Annotated in this window: 15 protein-coding genes; 4 read left to right on the forward strand and 11 right to left on the reverse strand. The window is 35.8% G+C overall.

Going from position 1 to position 17,419, the window contains the following annotated elements; translation table 11 throughout:
* Window positions 1-189 precede the first annotated feature (189 nt).
* The 3 genes from alr to acpS all read right to left on the reverse strand — a co-directional run bounded on the left by alr (window position 190) and on the right by acpS (window position 3,027).
* Window positions 190-1,311: an alanine racemase gene (alr, locus tag C1N55_RS18415; RefSeq protein WP_137730140.1), complete on the reverse strand. Its 1,122-nt coding sequence runs from the start codon at window positions 1,309-1,311 to the stop codon at window positions 190-192.
* Between the two features lie 215 nt (window positions 1,312-1,526).
* The gene (locus tag C1N55_RS18420) at window positions 1,527-2,540 is read right to left on the reverse strand and encodes a LolA family protein (RefSeq protein ID WP_137730141.1); all 1,014 of its coding nucleotides are present in this window, start codon (window positions 2,538-2,540) and stop codon (window positions 1,527-1,529) included.
* Window positions 2,541-2,670: 130 nt separating this feature from the next.
* Entirely contained in the window at window positions 2,671-3,027 is a 357-nt protein-coding gene (gene acpS / locus C1N55_RS18425) for a holo-ACP synthase (protein WP_137730142.1), read from the reverse strand.
* A 306-nt stretch (window positions 3,028-3,333) separates the two neighbouring features.
* Between acpS and C1N55_RS18430 the strand changes: the two genes are divergently transcribed.
* On the forward strand, window positions 3,334-3,939 hold the full coding sequence (locus C1N55_RS18430) for a rhomboid family intramembrane serine protease (RefSeq protein WP_137730143.1): 606 nt from the start codon (window positions 3,334-3,336) through the stop codon (window positions 3,937-3,939).
* A gap of 110 nt (window positions 3,940-4,049) precedes the next feature.
* Here C1N55_RS18430 and C1N55_RS18435 read toward each other — a convergent pair whose 3' ends face one another.
* From C1N55_RS18435 to C1N55_RS18460, 6 genes are all read right to left on the reverse strand, one after another.
* Window positions 4,050-5,540, reverse strand: a complete 1,491-nt coding sequence (locus C1N55_RS18435; RefSeq protein WP_370452549.1) for a PH domain-containing protein — start codon at window positions 5,538-5,540, stop codon at window positions 4,050-4,052.
* A complete protein-coding gene (locus C1N55_RS18440) occupies window positions 5,530-6,009 on the reverse strand; it encodes a PH domain-containing protein (RefSeq protein ID WP_205758489.1) in 480 nt (159 codons plus the stop codon). Before C1N55_RS18440 ends, C1N55_RS18435 begins: the two co-directional genes overlap by 11 nt.
* A 245-nt stretch (window positions 6,010-6,254) precedes the next feature.
* Window positions 6,255-7,778 (reverse strand): degradosome RNA helicase CshA, encoded by a 1,524-nt coding sequence (locus C1N55_RS18445; protein ID WP_137730144.1) that lies wholly within the window; start codon window positions 7,776-7,778, stop codon window positions 6,255-6,257.
* 696 nt (window positions 7,779-8,474) lie between these two features.
* Window positions 8,475-9,842 carry a UDP-N-acetylmuramoyl-tripeptide--D-alanyl-D-alanine ligase gene (gene murF, locus C1N55_RS18450; RefSeq protein WP_137730145.1) on the reverse strand — a complete coding sequence of 456 codons (1,368 nt, stop codon included), beginning with the start codon at window positions 9,840-9,842 and terminating at the stop codon, window positions 8,475-8,477.
* Window positions 9,843-9,853: 11 nt separating this feature from the next.
* On the reverse strand, window positions 9,854-10,927 hold the full coding sequence (locus C1N55_RS18455) for a D-alanine--D-alanine ligase (RefSeq protein ID WP_137730146.1): 1,074 nt from the start codon (window positions 10,925-10,927) through the stop codon (window positions 9,854-9,856).
* Window positions 10,928-11,108: 181 nt separating this feature from the next.
* The gene (locus C1N55_RS18460) at window positions 11,109-11,858 is read right to left on the reverse strand and encodes a hypothetical protein (protein ID WP_137730147.1); all 750 of its coding nucleotides are present in this window, start codon (window positions 11,856-11,858) and stop codon (window positions 11,109-11,111) included.
* Window positions 11,859-12,135: 277 nt separating this feature from the next.
* Between C1N55_RS18460 and C1N55_RS18465 the strand changes: the two genes are divergently transcribed.
* Window positions 12,136-13,320 (forward strand): FtsW/RodA/SpoVE family cell cycle protein, encoded by a 1,185-nt coding sequence (locus tag C1N55_RS18465; protein ID WP_137730148.1) that lies wholly within the window; start codon window positions 12,136-12,138, stop codon window positions 13,318-13,320.
* Between the two features lie 90 nt (window positions 13,321-13,410).
* Here C1N55_RS18465 and C1N55_RS20935 read toward each other — a convergent pair whose 3' ends face one another.
* Window positions 13,411-13,542 carry an Lmo0850 family protein gene (locus C1N55_RS20935; protein WP_255502424.1) on the reverse strand — a complete coding sequence of 44 codons (132 nt, stop codon included), beginning with the start codon at window positions 13,540-13,542 and terminating at the stop codon, window positions 13,411-13,413.
* Window positions 13,543-14,027: 485 nt separating this feature from the next.
* Between C1N55_RS20935 and C1N55_RS18470 the strand changes: the two genes are divergently transcribed.
* Together C1N55_RS18470 and cls are read left to right on the forward strand one after the other, a co-directional pair.
* Entirely contained in the window at window positions 14,028-14,831 is an 804-nt protein-coding gene (locus C1N55_RS18470; protein ID WP_168193903.1) for a YwqG family protein, read from the forward strand.
* Between the two features lie 77 nt (window positions 14,832-14,908).
* Window positions 14,909-16,363, forward strand: a complete 1,455-nt coding sequence (gene cls, locus C1N55_RS18475; protein WP_137730150.1) for a cardiolipin synthase — start codon at window positions 14,909-14,911, stop codon at window positions 16,361-16,363.
* 53 nt (window positions 16,364-16,416) lie between these two features.
* Here cls and C1N55_RS18480 read toward each other — a convergent pair whose 3' ends face one another.
* On the reverse strand, window positions 16,417-17,256 hold the full coding sequence (locus C1N55_RS18480) for a M15 family metallopeptidase (RefSeq protein WP_137730151.1): 840 nt from the start codon (window positions 17,254-17,256) through the stop codon (window positions 16,417-16,419).
* Between the last annotated feature and the right edge of the window lie 163 nt (window positions 17,257-17,419).

The following is a 17,419-nucleotide window of genomic DNA, read 5'->3' on the forward strand; positions in this document are numbered from 1 at the left end:
GAAGTTCTAATACTTCCTTTACTTCTTCTACTTTTTTCGCGTACAAAACAAGCACCTCCACAAAAACCGTACCATTTCAATTCTTTTCTCATTCTATCATCGAAATGATATGTTGAAAAGATAATTATTAAAAAATATGGCTATCCATGTAGTTTTATCGGTTTTTGTTGAAGTTTTTGTCGCATTTTACTATTTTTTGTAGTAGATTCTAGGCACTCTCGAAGTAATGATACAAGGAACTTCGTAGTTAATTGTATCTCCTTTTAATGCCCATTCATCAATTGTAATTTCTTCGTCTTCTTGTTCTCCAATTAAAGTTACTTTTTTACCTATATTATATGCAGTTGGTAATAATAACATACATTGATCCATACAAATTCTTCCGATGATTGGTACACGTACGCCATCTATTAATACATGTTGACCACTATATTTACGAATTAACCCGTCCGCATATCCAATGGGAATTGTCCCAATGTACGACGGTTCCGATGCTGTAAAGGTTGCTCCATAGCCAATCGATTGACCAGCTTGGACTTTTTTTACTTCAATAAGTTCAGTTTCTAATGAGAAAGCGGGTTGTAATGGAAACGGCAATTTTGTTTTTACATAGGCAGAGGGTGCTAATCCATACATTGAAATTCCAAACCTTACCGCATCATATTGAAGAGCTTGATCTTTTGTAAGCATTGTCGCGGTATTGGCAGCATGAACAAGGCGTGGTTTTTCAGGTAAAGAACTTATAAACTCTTCAAATTTAGCAACTTGATGATTAAAATAAGCAACATCCTCTTCATCTGCAGTAGCAAAATGTGTGAAAATTCCATCCACAAGTAACTTTTCAGATGAAACTATGGCGTTATAAAGGTTCTGAAGATCTTCAATTCGAGTGACACCTATTCTACCCATTCCTGTATCAATTTTAATATGTAACTTTAAAGGATGAGAAAGCGTTAACTCTCTTACTTGCTGCACCCAATCAAATGAAAAAACAGTTAAAGTAATATTTTCATTTGCTGCTAAAGTCGCGAATGATGCAGGGGTATAACCCAATATTAAAATATCAATATTTGGGAAGGCTTTCCGGATACGGAGTGCTTCATCTGGGGTCGCTACCGCTAGTATTGTTGCACCAGATTCAATTGCTACCGCAGCAACTTCAACATCCCCATGTCCGTAAGCATTCGCCTTCACTACAGCCATAATTTGAACTCCAGTTTGTAAATATTCTTTTAAGTGACTAACATTTTCTTTTATAGCATCTAAATTAATGATGGCTTTGGTTGGACGGAAGTGCTCTATGTTTTGCATTATTGATATACCCTCTTTTAGTATTTACAAACTTCAATTATTTGTAATATTTATTATATTTTAAATTTCGATACTAGTTCTTGTCCACCACTTTTATTTGTTGAAGAAATTAAGAGAGAGTTAGCCCTAAGAGCGTCCGTTTGTCCACTTTTAAAGACTAACCTCTCGAAATTGTATGTTTATGTGGAAAATCTCTTACCCACTGTTAATTGATTTTATTTTAATCCACCAGTTGTTACCGAAGCCGCAACTTGTACCATTTCTTCTTGCGTTAAATTATTTGATGCAATGAAGAATGACACGCCATCGCGTTCCCAGCTAATTGATTTTTCGGTAATTGCCCCGATAGTAAATCCTAAATCTGCCGGATCACCAGGAGCGTAAACTGGTAGTGTAGCTGACTCTCCATATTCCACAGGTTGTTGAACCAGGGTAAAGGATTTCTCACCTTCGAATGTTAGAATCGCACGTTCTGTTCCATTTTCCGTGACAATTTTTTCATCTACTAATTTCGTATTTTCCCAATTCAATTCCGGATAATATGTTTGGAACTCAGTTGGTATTTGTGCACTCGCACTAGCTGTCTCTTCTTCTTTAGACTCAGAGAAGTTCTCTACTGCATATTCACTTTCTTTATGCTGCATTCCTAGATCGATATTTTTAAATGTAATCACCATTTGTTCTTCTTGCGCTTCATTTACTACCGAAACAGAAGTTGGTAGCATCGTTTTCTTGTCCACTACAATTTTTTGCGTCGGCATAATACTCTTATGATTATTTCGAGTCGCTGCTGTGAAGATGTAATTCTTCTCATCTTCCTCCATCGTCACCTTATCATCAGCTAACAAGTCTTCCGCTAAAGCACCAATTAGGTAGGCTTGGCTATTTTGTTTTGGCCACTCACTTTGGAACTTGTACGTCTTTCTAAGCGAAGGTGTTACTACAAATACCCCTTCATCATTACGGATAATCATTTGTGTTACGTCTTCACCTTGCTGAGTTACTTTCACACGGTAAAATTCTGGTTCAGTATGCCATACGTTTACATCATAAACTCTTGGTTCAGTACCTGTTTTAATTTCCATTGTGGCATCTAGTTCATAACCTTTTACATCGTTCCACTTATCGTTAAGATTTTGTAGAACATCCTCCTGTGAATCCTCCCCACAAGCTGCAAGCATTAGTACTCCTAACAACATGACAAAAAATAAGGTTAATTTGTGTCGCAAAACTCCATCCTTTCTTCTACTTTCAGCTCCGATACGTCAAATATATGAGTGGATGAATAACTTTATGCTATCATTTTTGGACAACTTAACAAATTATTAATCAATTTTTTTTATAGATAAGATTTACAGTTTAAGATTGCATTAGTATCACTTGCGCCGCTGCATACTCTTTTGTATGTGTGATGCTGACATGTCCACTCACTAATTCTCCGTTGAAAAATAAAGTTGGTTTTCCTAAATCATCTTTCAATACTTCAATCTGACGAAACTCACAACCCTTACCTATCCCAGTACCATTTGCTTTAGAAAATGCCTCCTTTGCTGCAAACCTCCCCGCTAAAAATTCAACTTTTCTTAGTTCAGATAGTTGGTAAAATATATTCAATTCCCGTTCAGATAGAATTCGTTGCTGAAATTTTTCTGAACGATCCATAGCTTTCTGTATTCTTGGGATTTCTGCTATATCTAGTCCAATTCCTTTTATCATATGGAAGTTCTCCTTTTATTATTAATAAAATACAATGTATAATAATTTTAACTCCATTCAGTTTAAGTGTCCCACTTCATTCAAATGGGATAAAGAATAAAGGGTAAATAGATTCAATTCAGGTCAAGCCCCAACTGAATGAAGTGAAAACCTCCGGCGGTTGCCACAGATTTTTAAAGAAAATTTTAAGAGGAAGCTAGCTTAAGACCCGACCACTTCCCAACCATCGGCTCGCTGACCTGCAGCCTGTGTTCAATAAAATCTGGCAACAATTGCGCCAAGGTGTATTTGATATGAGGTGTATACATGTTTATTCGTAGAGAAAATTTTAAACAATTTTTAAAGCTATATCCTGTTGTATCAACAATTATCGCCATAAATTTTATCGTCTATATTATAACAATGGTTCCGAATTTTGGTGATGAAGTTTTTTATACAGGAATGAGTGTGAATTCTTTAATTGGCGATGGACAATGGTGGCGTATTATCACGTCGATGTTTCTTCACGCTGGCTTCATGCATGTGTTATTTAATATGTTCTCGTTATTCTTATTTGGTCCAGAGCTAGAGAAAATTGCTGGAAAAATGCGATTTTTAACGATTTATTTTTTAGCTGGCATTTTTGGTAATATGGCTACATTTGTATTACAGGATGGGATGTATGCATCAGTTGGTGCTAGCGGTGCTATATATGGTATTTTTGGTGCCTTTGCAGCGCTTGTCTACTATACACGTCGTACTATGCCGCAGCTAAAGCAGGTGATCATGCCCCTTATTATTATTAGTGTGATTATTACGTTTATATCACCTAATATCAATGTTACAGGACATATTGGTGGATTGATTACCGGTTTCTTATTAGGATTATCCTATTTTTCACCAAAGAATATCATTCGTTGGAGACAAAAATAATGAAAACTTGGCTAATCACGAATACCTAAGGTCAATTGCACAACAACAGATAGAAAAGGCAATCTCTTTTGAACTAATCGAGATTGCCTTTTTGTATCTATTCATCTAGATTAAGTGCTTGTTTTTTCAAACCAGCTCATCACTTCTTCGACATCCCCGTTTTCAAGATTTGGCGCTTTCGCTTTGGCACCTGTAAGTCCCGACATAACAGTTACCTCGACAGAGCTGATCTCTCTTCTCTTCTGAAAATATGTCTGCCTGCTTTCGAGTGCTTGAATTCTTTTTTTCTCCACAATAAATGTTACACGACTAAGAATTCGATAACATAGTGTTAATTGGTTACCATTGATGGCAAACCCTGTCGTTTTAAATTGCCACAATCCAAGCAAAAGTACTGGTATAACAATTAGCACTGACAACATTCCGTAAGGGAACCAAAAGTATGTACAAAGCCCAATTACCGGTAAGAGCCACATAAAGTCGATTCGATAAAAGAAAGGCTTTGCTTTTTTAGGAGGTTTCGTCAAAGTTTGCTGCCATTCAAAATCAGGAAATAAATCTTGAAGTGGTTCATATAAGCGATTTTTCTTTATAAGTGGAAAAATCGTAATTTTCTTTTCCTCTCCACCAAATCCACCACTTGCACTTTCAACAGCCACAGCTGCAAAGCCAAATAGCTGCCTTAATGGATTTTCAACAATTTTGATTGCTTGAATTCGATTTAAAGGAATCGTTACTTTCTTCTTTTCCAGTAAGCCTCTTGTAATGGTTAAGCGATCATTTTCCTCAATGACCTTAAAATCGTAGTAATTTATAAACGTTATTATAACGGCAATTATCCATGTGAACAAAAAGGATGCAAAAACAGCAAGTGCTACGATGACAAATCCAAATCGAATAAAGTCCGAAACCTCTTCGAATATCCACTCAAAAGGTATAAACTCTGCAAATTGAGATAAAACCGCCGCAACTCCGGCAATCACAACTCCCATGCTACTAGAAGTAGTCGCTAAGACGAATAGATCTTTAGTAGTCATTTTATGAATCACTCTTGTAGCTGGATTCGTCTTCTCAACTAAAACTGCCGTCTCATCCTGCAGCTCATTTTCCTCGATTTTTTCTTCTTTTGTTTGTTGAGTAATACGTTCAATCTTGTTCGCAGCATCTTTTGTTATGGCCGTCAGGATTACTTCTGGCTTCCCGTTTGTACTACCTGCTGTTTCAACCATTACTTGGACTAGCCCAAATATTCGATGAAAAATGCCTTCTTTATAATTAAAGCTTTGAATTCGGTCAAAGGGAATATAGCGTTTTTTCTTGACCAAAAGACCATACTCCACCCTTAACTCCTTTTCCTCAAACCAATACACATACGTCCACCATTTAATAATTCCATTTATTAAACGCACTATTATAATCAGTATAAAGATTCCTATAGGAATGAGGCTAGACCAAAAGCTTCCATCCCCCGGGTTAAAGGTTACATTAAAACCGTTTGCAAAGAAGAGTATTAAAAAGGGCAATATTAATTCCTTTAACCCTTTTACAAAATCAACTACCGCTGAAACTGGATGTAATTTAAAACGTCCCTCAGACATCATCTTCAGCCACCCTCGCTAGTATTGATATACGGGACCGCAAGCTATCCGCATCACCTGTGACTAACATCGGAATGATATGTGTTGTTGCTGCTGTTGAAATTGAAATATTCGCTAAATCATATTTCTTTAAGATTGGTCCTTGTGAAGTATCAACATGCTGTACTCGTACCATCGGAATTAACGTACGCTTTACTATAAAAAGACCGCTTTGAATTTCAATCTCATGTTCTCGTACTTCATATCTCCAATGATCCCAACGAATATTTGGAAATAGCCAAATGGATGTGAGCCCAACAATTAGTACAAGTACTATTGCTATGTAAACTATAAATGATGGCCATTCAAAATAATACGTCAAAAAACAAGCAACACCCGCTAGAATAGCCATGACTAACGTATTAAAAAAACCATATAGCCGCCATACGGTTAAACCTTTTCTCGGTATTTGATACATCAATTGTTTTCGCACAAAATACACCCCTTCTTCTCTTTCCTTTAATACGAATGAAGCTGTTAATTGTTTCAATATATTCAAAAATTATGAAAGTATTTATTTAACATCAGTCACCTGTTCTATTGTACTAAAAAAATGACGATTTTTTACTAATGAATTTTCTAATCTCACTGACACCGATTCATTTTGACACCCAATTGAAATTGAATAGGGAAATAACAAAAAAAGTGCCCCCGAAAGGACACTTTTTGTTTATTCAACTAGTCTTCACGACGACGTGGTGTGCTTGAAGAGCGTCTGCGATCTCCGCCTTCTTTGCGACCACCTTCACGACGGCCATCTCTACGGCCTCCGTCACGACGTGCACCGCCGCCACCGCTGCGTCCGCCACGACCAAAGTCACGACGACCTCCGCGAGAGTCTCCTCCGCGACCACGACCACCACCTGAACGTTCTTTACGAGCTGGTAATGGACGCTCTTCAGAAATTGTTACTGGTGTCTCATCAGGCTCTTTCGTCATTGATTTAATAGCTGCAGCAACTAAATCAACTGCATTATGTTCTTCTAATAATTCATTAGCTAAAATACGATAGTCATTTAAATCATTTGCTTGAACGATTTCAACTAATTTCTCCATAGCTACTTTTTGTTGGCCAATTAAAGCCTCCGATTCACTAGGTGGACGAAGTGGTGTCATACGTTTTTTCGTCGTTTCCTCAACAATACGTAAATAACCCATTTCACGTGGAGTTACAAAAGTAACAGCAAGTCCCGATTTACCAGCACGTCCTGTACGACCAATACGGTGAACATAGCTTTCTGGATCTTGTGGAATGTCAAAGTTATAAACGTGAGTAACACCTGAAATATCAAGACCACGCGCTGCAACGTCTGTTGCTACAAGGATGTCAATTTTATTTTCTTTAAATTGACGTAGTACAGACATACGTTTCGCCTGGCTTAAGTCACCGTGAATTCCTTCTGCAACATAACCACGAATACTTAAAGCTTGCGATAATTCATCAACACGACGTTTTGTACGACCAAAGATAATCGCTAACTCTGGTTGGTGTACATTTAAAATTCGAGTTAATACATCGAATTTTTCGCGTTCTTGAGCTTTCACGAAAAATTGCTCGATGTTTTCAACTGTCATTTCTTTTGATTTAATTTTCACTTCTTCAGGGTTTTTCATGAAGTTAGTTGCAATTTTACGAATTGCAGGTGGCATTGTTGCCGAGAATAATAATGTTTGGCGATCTTCTGGAACATTTTCTAGAATCGCATTAATATCATCGATAAAGCCCATGTTTAACATTTCGTCCGCTTCGTCAAGAACAAGCGTTTGAACTTGATCTAGCTTTAATGTATGACGGTTAATATGGTCCTGAATACGACCTGGAGTACCTACAATAATTTGTGGTTTATTTTTTAACGCACGAATTTGGCGTCCAATTTCTTGTCCACCATATACAGATAATAATTTCACGCGTTTATCATAACCAATTTTATATAATTCTTCTGAAACTTGGATTGCTAATTCACGAGTAGGAGCAATAATCAATGCTTGAATGTTTGGGTTTTTAGGGTCGATTTTCTCAATAAGTGGTATCCCGAATGCTGCAGTTTTACCAGTACCAGTTTGCGCTTGACCTAATACGTCACGACCTTCTAATGCAAACTTAATTGTGCCTTCTTGGATTGGTGTAGCTTCTTCAAATCCCATACGTTTCAATGAACGTAATGTTGATTCGCTAATATTTAATTCTGAAAAATTTGTCAAACTCTTCAATCTCCTTTTTTCCTTTAAGTTGACAAATGGTTACATTTTCAGATGAAATGCGGCAAACTTCGAGCCTAAGTTTGGAACGTTTCCGATACTTAATAATTCTCTGCGTCACAGAGAGCGATTTTATATGAAAGGGAAAGCCCGGTCTTTGCCGAGCGGTTCATTCTACCCATCTTCTTAGTTTAAAGCTTAATAAAAATAGAATAAAACCGTTAAATTCAAAAAAAAGCACTCTTCATCAAGTTTTGTGAAGAGCCTTCGCACAAAATGTATCCATTGCTTCTCATAGTCTATCACGGCTCTTAACTGCATTGCAACGAAATTGCTCTTGTTATAATATTCTTAATTTTCGTTTTCCGTAGAGAAAATTAAGGAAACCATAGTCACACAATATTACCTAACTAGATGGAATTTCATTATTACTTAAGTGAATCATTAAAATAACTTCACAAAAATCAACAGTTCATAAATTGCACTTCTAGTCGTTGGATTCAGCAATCAATTACTAACTGGTACAGTCCTTATATTGCTCTTGTGAGGTTTAAATAATTCGCAAACTTTTAATTGTCCATGTATTGCCTCTTCTACCATTCACATACCCACAAAAAAAGTTGTTTAAGCTTCTTTTCAGAAAATTTATTACAAAAAAGCACTTTTAAGTCAGCAATTGACTTAAAAGCACCTTTTGTTTTACTCAAATGATTTTAGAATTGTTTCTAGCTTCATTCCTCGAGAGCCTTTTAATAAAATTAATGTTTCTTCATGTGCATGATGATTTATATAATCTATAATTTCACCATAATTATTCTCTGTATAAATTAATTTATCATTAGCATACTTAAGTTTTAATTGATCATATAGCCACTTCATTCTTGAGCCATATAAGCAAACTCTAGAAATTTCCTTTTCATCAATAACATTGGCAATTTGCTCATGGAATTCTTGTTCCTCATCACCTAGCTCAAGCATGTCACCTAGAATTAACCATTTGTCTTTACGCAATGAAGTTGATTGAACAAATTGGATAGCTGCCTTCATAGAGGTAGGCGCCGCATTATAGGCATCATTTATAAATAAGATCCCTTTTTCGGTTGGAACCAATTGCATACGCATATCAGTCAAGGACACTTGGGATAGACCTTCTCGAATTTGGTCCTCAGATAAACCAAGATTTTTTCCTAATAATATCGCATTTAAGCTATTTTTCACTTGGTGCTTTCCTAGTACAGGGATAAAGAATTCACCATTTACCTCGCCACTAACAGTAAAGCGACTTCCTTTTTCAGTAGTTTCAATTGCTGTTGCAACTAAATCATTAGTTGGGGCGAAGCCAAATCCTTTAGAAAAAAGCTCTGGCTGTTCTTCTACTAAATTTTGCAGTAAAGGCTCATCCCCATCAAAGAACAGAATTCCATCTTGACCTAAGCCAAGGATAATCTCGAATTTCGCTTTTGCAATCCCTTCACGAGAACCAAGATCTTGCATATGGGCTTCTCCGATATTTGTAATCACTGCGTAATGAGGCTTCGCAAGTTTTGTTAAAAATTCAATCTCGCCAAAACCGCTCATTCCCATTTCTAATACAGCAATTTCAGTATCTTCATCAAGATTTAATATGGTAATAGGTAATCCTAATTGATTATTAAAATTGCCTATTGTTTTTTGTACTTTAAAAAATGGGGATAGCATACTTGCTAATATATCTTTAGAAGATGTTTTACCATTTGAGCCTGTAACACCAATAAACTTAGCTTGGTGTTCATGACGAAATGCCCGCGCCATTCCCTGCAAGGCAAGCTCCGCATCTTCAACAAATAGAACAGGTTTATCTTGTGGAGGGTTCGGTTCATCTTTTAACCAAAGAGTTGCAGATGCGCCTTTTTCAAATGCTTGCTCTACGTATTTATGCCCATTTACCGCTTCTCCACGAAAAGGAATAAATAAATCCCCATTTGAAATTGTTCGAGTATCAATGGAGACTCCCGTTACAATTGTGTCTTGGTGGTCAGCAAGATCAAGATTTAACCAGTCGGCAATTTCTTTAAGTGTTCTTTTCATGTCAATTCACTCTAATCTCGGTTATATTGTAATTGTTGTTTTTCTGTATGACGTTCCATCGCCAACTCAATTAAATTATCGATTAATTGTGGATAACTAACATTCGTATGTTGCCATAATAAAGGATACATACTCACAGGTGTGAACCCAGGCATTGTATTTACTTCATTAATATAGACCTCATCATTCTCCGTTACAAAGAAATCTGAACGAACAATTCCTGAGCAATCTAAAATTTTGAATGCACGAATGGCCATGTCTCTCATTGTACTCTCCACATCTGAAGAAATTTCAGCAGGGATAATAAGCGCTGTTGAACCATCCTTATATTTTGAATCATAATCATAAAAATCAGTCATCGGTTTGATTTCACCCGCAACAGATACTTTGGGATCATCATTGCCTAATACACCCATTTCGATTTCGCGTGCTACAATCCCATGTTCCACGATTACTTTTCGGTCGTATTGGAAAGCAAACTCAATTGCTCTAACTAGATCTTCAATATTTGTTGCCTTACTAATTCCCACACTTGAACCTAAATTAGCAGGTTTTACAAACATCGGCCAGCCTAACTCATTTTCACATTTTCCGATGATTTCCTCAGAGCGTTGATTCCAATCTTTTCGAATAAAATGTACATAAGGAACTTGTTTTAGCCCTGCCACACCGAATAGCTGCTTCATCGTTACTTTATCCATACCAGCTGCTGAAGCTAATACGCCATTTCCTACATAAGGGAAATTTAGTACTTCTAATAATCCTTGTACTGTGCCATCTTCTCCATTTGTTCCGTGCAATAAAGGAAAGACGACATCAAATTGAGCCTGTGCATTGTTATCTAAGATAAATTCCGTAATATTATTTGGTGAGATTTCTTTACTTTTAAATTGTAATTCTTCAATTGATACAACTGGTTTTGTTAACTGAGGACCTCTGAGCCATTGCCCATCCAAAGTTATAAAGATTGGATGCACTTCATATTTGTCATAATCAATAGCCTTTGAAACGGCTGTAGCTGTAGATAATGATACCTCATGCTCAGCTGACTTCCCTCCATATAATAAACCAACGCGCTTTTTCATTTTTAGACCTCCAAATATTGAGTAATTCTAGTTTAACACGAAAAACTTATTTCAAATAATTCAATTTCATCTCATTAAATTGTGCTTTTGTATTTTTCACTGACAACTTACACAAGGTACTTAATAATTAGGAAAAAAAGCGAAAAAACTCCCTGTCAAAAATAGGCTATGACAGAAAGTTTTAAGTAATTTTGATTAGTTCATCGTAGTTTTGCTTTAATATAACATCTAAATCATCCCAAACCTCATCGGGATAATCATAGTCAGAAAGAGTGCGTATTTCAACACCATAACTGTTATTTTGTTTCTCCATTTTGTATAGAGATAACAAGGCACCTTCTTTTACAAAAGGTCTATATGCCTTTAATACTACCGGATCTAAAGCGGGAATCGTTTCTTTTGATTTTCTGCGCCAAAAACTACCGTTACCTTCTTTTTCTTTAATCAATAAATTAAACAAATTAGAAATGAGATATTCCGAATCATTTAAGTATCGGTAATACACCTTTGTTAATTTGTCATTTTCCGATGAATAGTACACATACCGATTTTGCAGCTTCGTATAAAACGGAGAATGGATTGGTTCTTTTTTATGGCTCATGTAAAGCAGTTCTGCCTGTTCAATTGCCGTTAGCTGATTTACGTTTTTCTCACTAGCAAAATCGATCCAACATAAATCGCCGTCAGTATCATCCATTTTCTTAACAAATTTTGATAATTCATCAATTGATACAAAATCAAACTGAGTATGCATATTAAATGATCCGTCATCGTAGCCATGCTTTAGTAATAATAAATTTGGTATTGGGTCGACCGAGCTAATAAACTGCTTTAATGTCAGGCCACTATAGATTACAAAATGATCGACATCATTCATATGTACAAATAAATGATGCATAAAATCATCCGCAGTTTTTTGTTTTCTTGCCATAGGCTCACTCCCAATTCATTCAATACATTAGTTATTATATGATGTAACTCACAAATTTGAAACATTTTCATTTCCTTTTCGTCGTAACTTTACGCACTCCGAGTTTTTGAGAAAAACAGATCAGAAAATAAGATGTTTACAACGAGTTCTTCTTCCAATATCTTACACCTTTTTAACATAGAAACGATAGTCCCCTTTTAATCATTTCTATGTTAAAGTTAAATGTACAAGTTCTAAAATATTTCTAAAATCTTTAAGATTAATTAGGTGAAATAAAATGGAAAATAACCAAAACTTTGCAAGCCGTTTTGATTGGAAGCTTGCTTTAATTATTTTTATATTTCTTATAGTGAGTTTGTTAGCTATTTCATCCGCACAGACGACAGGGCAATATGGTACAACAAACTTTGTGTTGCAGCAATTGATCAATTATGTGATATTTGCCATTATTGTAGCATTTGTCATTTATTTTGACCCCGATCAGTATAAAAAGATGTCTTGGTACTTATACGGCTTTGGTATCTTATTGTTGATTATTCTAGCAGCTTTACCAGCAGGTGGAATTGTCATCGAACGTAACGGAGCAAAAAGCTGGTTCTCCACACCAGTAGGGAGTATACAGCCCACTGAGTTTATGAAGACTTTCTATATTCTCGCTACGGCATGGCTCATTAGTAAACATCACGAAAAATATTCCATTAAAAGTATTAAATCGGACTTTATTTTGTTAGGCAAAATTGGGATAACATTAATTATTCCATTAGCATTTATCATGATGCAGCCCGACCTAGGTTCCTCACTAGTATTTCTAGCGATTACTGCTGCCCTAATTATTGTAGCAGGCATCTCATGGAAAATTATTTTACCTGTATTCACTGTGGGTGTAACACTGGGTGGTTCCTTACTTTGGATGGCGTTGTATATGCAGGATTTCCTTGAGGAGAAATTTGGATTTAGTCCTTATCAGTTTGCCCGAATCTATTCCTGGTTAGATCCTTATTCTTATTCATCGGGTTCCGGATATCATTTAATCACTTCTTTAAATGCAATCGGCTCTGGTGAAATCTTCGGTAAAGGATATTTGGATCGTGAAGTCTATGTTGCTGAAAGTCACACGGATTTTATCTTTACAGTAATAGGAGAAGAATGGGGTTTCATTGGCGCTAGCTTTGTTATTTGCCTTTACTTCTTATTAATTTATCATTTAACAAAAATGACTTTAACTTTAAAGGATCCGTTCTGTACGTACGTTTGTGCTGGAATTATTGCTATGATCACTTTCCACGTATTCGAAAATATCGGCATGACTATCCAACTTTTACCTATCACAGGTATCCCGCTACCATTTATAAGTTACGGCGGTAGTTCCTTAATGGGTAATGCCTTAGCATTAGGCCTAGTGTTTAGCATGAAATTCCACTACAAATCTTATATGTTCGCTAGTAATGATGACGAGGAGTAGGAAGAAGTATCTGTGAAAACCTATTATTCAATTATCGAAAAAATCCCGACTATTTCTAGTCGGGATTTTTTTATGCTAATTCTGATTATTTTATACTTGTGGAGTTTGAGTTGGTGGTGTTAAAACTTTTAGTAATTCAAGACGGGATTTTGTAACTGTTGCAGTAACACCTAATTTAGATAAATTCGAAACGATTTTCTTTAAGTCTACTTCCTTCGTCATGCTTTTCCACCTAACCTTTTTTATATATTATAAATAACGTATTAACTGCCTAAAAAGTTTCAAAATAAATATCTTTGACTTAAATAATTCTTAAGTCCATCATAACATGCTTCTCTTGTGTTATATTTTTCAATTTTGTTACAACTTTCAAAAAGTCAACTAAATAGCTTTCCATTTTTTTATTATTACAAAAAAAAATTGTCATTTTCTTTGATTCTAAAGGAATTATAACCTTAAATTGAATAAATCAAACACCAAAATCAAAAGACACAATTTATTCACATTTCAAGATTTTCAATCAACTTTTCTTTAATTGTAAAGAAGATGGCCATTTTAGAAATAATATTTCAATTTCTATTTAATGGGTACATGAACAGCAAAAGCATTGCGTATATTAAAGTGCTTTATATTTTCGTTTTTGGTTATTTATACATTAATATTAATTTGTAAAATTGTGAAGTCCTAAAGCTATTGGAGGTAAAAGAGTGCGTACAGAAAAATCAATCTACATACCGAGAGAATTAGAAAGTTTTCGAAACCAAATTGAATCTTCACTCGTAGACTCTATATGGATTACCCCTACTGAAGGGTACCTCTCTTTAACCGATAGCAAGTTTGCAGGATACCCCTATTTGCCTAAATCACATTTGTATCCTAAAGATTCGAATGATGAATATATGCCACTATTGGCTCAAATCAATTTTTCAGACTTACCTATTAATCCTTTGTTTCCAAGCAAAGGCTTATTACAATTTTTTGTGTCAAATAAGTTTAGTTACCCAATTGGGAAGAAAGAAGAATTACTCTTTCAACAAGATTTTAAAGTCCGTTATTTTACGACTATTCTAGAAAAAAATCAACTTACCGAAGATTTTTCCCATTTAATGATGAATAGAGGTTTCCCGATACAAAAAGAAATGAAGCTGGAATTTCACAAAATGTCTGAACCCGTTTCTGCAACTGATTATAGAAGAGAAAAATTTTTACATCCTGAAGAACTTAAAGATGAGTTCCATAGCGATGTCGGGCAAACTTTTGAGGGACTTTACTTGGAAAATTATTTGGCTGCTGAGCATAAATTAGGTGGCTATCCATATTTTGTTGACTGTGACACAAGAAAGAACTCAGCTTTTCTTAAAAAATTCGATCTATTACTATTCCAAATCGTTTCGAACGACGAACAAGGAATTATGTATGGTGATTCAGGAATTATTAAATTCTTTATAAATCAACATGCCCTTAGAAGCCTGGATTTTTCTTCTGTTTATTTTATCGCTGAACAGTTCTGATAAGTAAGTGCGTTATTACATTTCATTCACTTGTTAAGTTATAATTATTTTAATAAAAACAAAGTAGGTGCAGTCATATGAGTATTTTCTTTAATACCATATCTGTTATTCCGATAGTTCTCATAGTAAATATCATTCTTGCTATTATGGTCATCTTTTTAGAAAGAAAAGATCCTTCTTCTACTTGGGCGTGGACACTCGTACTTTTCTTCCTACCGTTAGCTGGATTTATATTGTATTTATTACTTGGTAGACCCATGCGTAAAAAGCATTTATTTAGGTGGGAAGGTCAAAAGGATATCGGGATTGATAAACTAATCAGCTATCAAATAGAGGCCCTTGAGGAAAATTCACTTGATTTCCGTTTCGACGAGGTTGGTAAATATAAAACTTTAATTCATATGAATCTAAAAACAAGTGATTCCGTTTTAACACAAGATAACCATATCCAGCTTTATGATGATGGGGCTGAAAAGTTCGAGGCTTTACTCGAAGATATCGAGCATGCAAAGGATCATATCCACGTACAATACTATATATTTAAATTAGATAATCTAGGAAAACGCATTTATACTGCACTTTTAAAGAAAGCGCAACAAGGTGTGAAGGTTCGAATTCTTTATGACGAAATGGGTTCGCGAGGGTTGAAAAAGAGACATTTCAAACCACTACTTAAACTTGGTGGGGAGGTAGAAGTATTCTTCCCTTCTATTTTCCCACTCATCAATCCGCGCTTAAACTTTAGAAACCACCGTAAAATTGTCATCGTTGATGGGCGCATAGGTTATATCGGTGGGTTCAACGTTGGCGATGAATACTTAGGCTTAAATAAGAGATTTGGTTATTGGCGCGATACGCATTTAAGGATTGAAGGGAGCTCTGTCCATCCCCTTCAAACTCGCTTTTTATTAGATTGGAACCAGGCCAGCGATAATAATATCAACTATTCCGAAAGGTACTTCCCTGCCATTCCTAAAAAAGGCGACATTGCAATGCAAATTGTTTCAAGTGGGCCCGATACAGAATTCCCAGCAATCAAAAATGGGTATTTGAAACTACTCATGAGCGCTAAGCGTTATATTTACATCCAGACACCTTATTTCATACCAGATAATAGTTTTTTAAATGCAATTGAAATCGCCGCGCTTTCTGGAATTGATGTACGTATCATGATTCCAAATAAGCCTGACCATATGTTTGTGTATTGGGCTACCTATTCATATGTTGGTCAACTATTACGAGCCGGAGCCAAAATCTATATTTACGAAAAAGGATTTATTCATGCAAAAACCATCGTCATAGATGATGAAGCCTCGACAGTAGGTACAGCGAACATTGATGTTCGCAGCTTTAGTTTGAACTTTGAGGTTAATGCTTTTATTTATGATCGTACACTTTCCCATGAGCTGGCAGAAATATTCGAAAAGGATATATTCGATTGCACAGAGTTAACAATTGAAAAATATGAGAATCGTTCAGGTATTATTAAATTCAAGGAATCCATATCGAGATTATTAACACCCATCTTGTAATGGTACCTTTAAGGTATATTAAAAAGGATGACGCATTTAAGCGCCATCCTTTTTTACTCAACACCTAGATATTCTTCTAAGGTTACATTCGCTTGTTTAACCTTTCCAGCTAAATCTACACCCAAATATCGGAAATGCCAAGATTCATACATATATCCTGTAATTTCCTCTTTCCCTTGAGGATAACGAAGGATAAATCCGTATTTATGTGCATTTTCGACAAGCCATTTTCCCGCTTCTGTTTCACCAAATTCTTCAGTTAGCCATAAATCCTCTTTTCCCTTTTCACCAATATCAAAGGCTAGCCCAGTCTGATGCTCAGAGTATCCAGGTCTTGCACTATAGCGATCTGCATTATCTTGCCCATCGCGGTTAACATAATTATGATAGAGCGTATCTTGATATTCAAAAGAACGGTAAGAACTAAATGCAACTAGCTCAAAACCAGCTATTCTTGCATCAGTTGCCATTTGTTCAAATGCATTACGGGCTTCTTCGCTTTCACCCGGGGCAAACGTACTTGGCAATGGATACTTTTTATTGGCTATGAGAACCCCTTCAACAAAGGTTGGTTCTGTTGGCAATGGTTGCCCTTCAATATAGCCGTTATTAGTAATTTGCTGTTCTGATTCTCCCTGTTCCTCATTTGAATCCGTTGTGTTTCCTTCATCCATAAGATTCGATTCATTTTCTTCAGTTTTCTCTTCTTGTTCACTATTTTGCTCCTCAACCGATTCAGTCGGAGCAGGTTGTGCCGTCTTATTCTCGTTATTTTGATAGAAATAGTAAAAAACAGCAATTGCTGCCGCCAAAATAACTACTACGCCCACACTAATCCATATGTATTTCTTTTTGCTATCATTCTTATACCCATAAGTTGTCGTTCTTTTCATAATCGTACGAGCCTCTTTCCTATACAATGCTTTTATTTTAGCACTGTTTTCCCCATTTGACCCTAATTTTCTCCCCTAAATTTTAAGAATAATATGCTGCTCAATTCGTCTTCAGTTAGTCTACTTATGCTTTAATGAATTTCCTACTTGAGGAAATCGAGTA

Origin of the sequence: Lysinibacillus sp. SGAir0095 (genome assembly GCF_005491425.1) — a bacterium.
Taxonomy (GTDB): domain Bacteria; phylum Bacillota; class Bacilli; order Bacillales_A; family Planococcaceae; genus Ureibacillus.

Bases quoted from the DNA above. Each gene is read 5' to 3' on its own strand.
- alr (WP_137730140.1), bottom strand. From the start codon at position 1,311: ATGCAAAACATAGAGCACTTCCGTCCAACCAAAGCCATCATTAATTTA.
- acpS (WP_137730142.1), bottom strand. From the start codon at position 3,027: ATGATAAAAGGAATTGGACTAGATATAGCAGAAATCCCAAGAATACAG.
- C1N55_RS18430 (WP_137730143.1), top strand. From the start codon at position 3,334: ATGTTTATTCGTAGAGAAAATTTTAAACAATTTTTAAAGCTATATCCT.
- C1N55_RS18435 (WP_370452549.1), bottom strand. From the start codon at position 5,540: ATGATGTCTGAGGGACGTTTTAAATTACATCCAGTTTCAGCGGTAGTT.
- murF (WP_137730145.1), bottom strand. From the start codon at position 9,842: ATGAAAAGAACACTTAAAGAAATTGCCGACTGGTTAAATCTTGATCTT.
- C1N55_RS18455 (WP_137730146.1), bottom strand. From the start codon at position 10,927: ATGAAAAAGCGCGTTGGTTTATTATATGGAGGGAAGTCAGCTGAGCAT.
- C1N55_RS18460 (WP_137730147.1), bottom strand. From the start codon at position 11,858: ATGGCAAGAAAACAAAAAACTGCGGATGATTTTATGCATCATTTATTT.
- C1N55_RS18465 (WP_137730148.1), top strand. From the start codon at position 12,136: ATGGAAAATAACCAAAACTTTGCAAGCCGTTTTGATTGGAAGCTTGCT.
- C1N55_RS20935 (WP_255502424.1), bottom strand. From the start codon at position 13,542: ATGACGAAGGAAGTAGACTTAAAGAAAATCGTTTCGAATTTATCTAAA.
- cls (WP_137730150.1), top strand. From the start codon at position 14,909: ATGAGTATTTTCTTTAATACCATATCTGTTATTCCGATAGTTCTCATA.
- C1N55_RS18480 (WP_137730151.1), bottom strand. From the start codon at position 17,256: ATGAAAAGAACGACAACTTATGGGTATAAGAATGATAGCAAAAAGAAA.